Source organism: Niallia circulans NBRC 13626 (assembly GCF_001591585.1).
GTDB lineage: Bacteria > Bacillota > Bacilli > Bacillales > Cytobacillaceae > Niallia > Niallia circulans.
On record NZ_BCVE01000049.1, the window covers coordinates 1 to 2,153 of the forward strand.

The 2,153-nt window shown below is 36.6% G+C and carries 2 protein-coding genes; both read left to right on the forward strand.

The annotated features are described in order from the left end of the window. Window positions 1-91: 91 nt before the first annotated feature. Complete coding sequence (gene istA / locus BCI01S_RS24385; RefSeq protein WP_061801336.1) at window positions 92-1,381, forward strand: IS21 family transposase; 1,290 nt, start codon at window positions 92-94, stop codon at window positions 1,379-1,381. Then, entirely contained in the window at window positions 1,381-2,139 is a 759-nt protein-coding gene (gene istB, locus BCI01S_RS24390; RefSeq protein ID WP_061801337.1) for an IS21-like element helper ATPase IstB, read from the forward strand. Before istA ends, istB begins: the two co-directional genes overlap by 1 nt. The last annotated feature ends 14 nt before the right edge of the window (window positions 2,140-2,153 follow it).

Below are 2,153 nucleotides of genomic sequence, written 5' to 3' on the forward strand. Positions count from 1 at the left end.
AGAAATGCTATTTTAAATATGTACAATAATGCTTGGATAAATATGTACAAATTTGCTTTCATTTTACATACTAGTCTTGAGGTGACTAGTCATGTATATATCATTAAATGTCGATGTTAATTTTGAGATTAATAGTCTTTCAGACTTACCAAAATTCAAACAAATAATGGAGCATATGAAAATGAAAATTAATAAGAGTAAATTGGCTGAAGAACTTGGAGTAGATCGACGAACAGTTGAGAAATATCTAAATGGTTTTGTCCCCAAGAGGACAAGAAAAAAGTCCTCAAAAATTGATGAATATTATGAAGTGATCGCTGCTCTTTTATCTGAGGATTCTAAACAGGTGTTTTATTATCGGCGGGTGCTTTGGCAGTACTTAAAGGATAATCACGGTTTAGACTGTGGTGCTTCGACCTTTCGAGCCTATATCGCTCGAATACCTGAATTTAATGCTTACTTTGTGGAGGACAAACGTATTGCTTCTCCGAAGGGGACGGTTCGCTATGAAACTCCGCCAGGTAAACAAGCTCAATTAGATTGGAAGGAAAATATTCAATATGAAACAAAAGATGGCGAGCAGGTCGAGATCAATGTAGCTGCGCTTATTCTATCTACTTCAAGATTGCGAGTATTCCACTTGAGTATTTCCAAGTCACAAAGTACGCTGTTTTCCTTTCTAACAGAAGCTTTTGAAACGTTTGGCGGTGTTCCTGAGGAACTCCTTACGGATAATATGAAAACAGTGATGGATGAAGCAAGAACGGAACATTATCCGGGTAAAGTGAATGCAAAGTTTGAGCAATTCGCAAAAGACTTTGGCTTTAAAGTGAAAGCCTGTATCGCTGGCAGACCAAGGACAAAGGGAAAAGTCGAAACGACAATGAAATTGTTAGACGAAATTCATGCCTATCAAGGACAATTCTCTTTAGAGGAACTGCATCAATTTATACAAGAGTTAGCCAACAGAGTGAATCACCAGATTCACCAAGGGACAGGAAGAATACCAATGATTGAATATAAAAAAGAAAGGAACCACTTACTCCAGCTACCAACTGATAAAGTAAGAGATTCCTATCGCATTAAGCACACACAAGTAAAAGTCAATGCATCCAACATGATCTCCTACAAATCAAACCAGTATTCCGTACCACCAGAATATCAAGGAAAGAAAGTAGGTTTACAAGTGTATGATAACAACTTATGGATTTATTATAACATGAAACTTATTGCACAGCATCCAATCAGCAAAGCGAAGCTAAATTATCAGGAAGCACATTATAAAGCAGGTTTGGCTGTTTCAGCCCCTTACTATAACTATCCGGAAATCGATGATTTGGCAAAGAAAAATCTAGCAACGATTGGAGAAGTGTATAAATAATGAATCTATCCACTAATTATCAACAATTATTAAGAAACCTAGAGTATCTAAAGCTGAAGCAAATGACTCTACATTTAAATGAAGTAATTGATTTCGGAGTCCAGAACCAGCTGTCATTTATTGATACGTTAATCAAGTTAACCAACTATGAAATTGATGTGCGAGAACAAAATATGACGCAGTCGATGGTAAAGGTGGCTGCATTTCCACATATGAAAGAAATAAAAGATTTTGATTTCACTTTCCAAACCTCAGTCAATCAGCAACAGATTCAAGATTTTCTAACCTTTCGCTTTATTGAAGAGAACGAGAATATTGTTTTCTTAGGACCAAGTGGTGTTGGCAAAACACACTTGGCCACCGCCATAGGGATTGCGGCAGCAAAGAAAAGAACAAGTACCTATTTCATTAAATGCCATGATTTAATTCAGAATTTAAGACGAGCACGATTGGAGAACCGCTTAGAAACTCGTCTAAAACATTATACAAAATATAAACTATTAATCATTGATGAGATTGGTTATTTGCCAATTGATCAAGAAGATGCGAAATTATTTTTCCAACTGATTGACATGCGATATGAAAAGCGCAGTACGATCTTAACAACGAACGTAAACTTTAAGGCATGGGATGAAGTATTTCAGGAGCCTAAGCTGGCAAATGCCATCTTAGATCGCATCTTACACCATGCGAAGGTTGTGACAATGGTGGGAAATTCCTATCGTTTAAAGGATCATTTAGTGCAAGAAAACGAGTGATTTTGTACATCCTT

Excerpts from the sequence above, each read along its gene's own strand:
- istA (WP_061801336.1), top strand. The coding sequence starts at position 92 with ATGTATATATCATTAAATGTCGATGTTAATTTTGAGATTAATAGTCTT.
- istB (WP_061801337.1), top strand. The coding sequence starts at position 1,381 with ATGAATCTATCCACTAATTATCAACAATTATTAAGAAACCTAGAGTAT.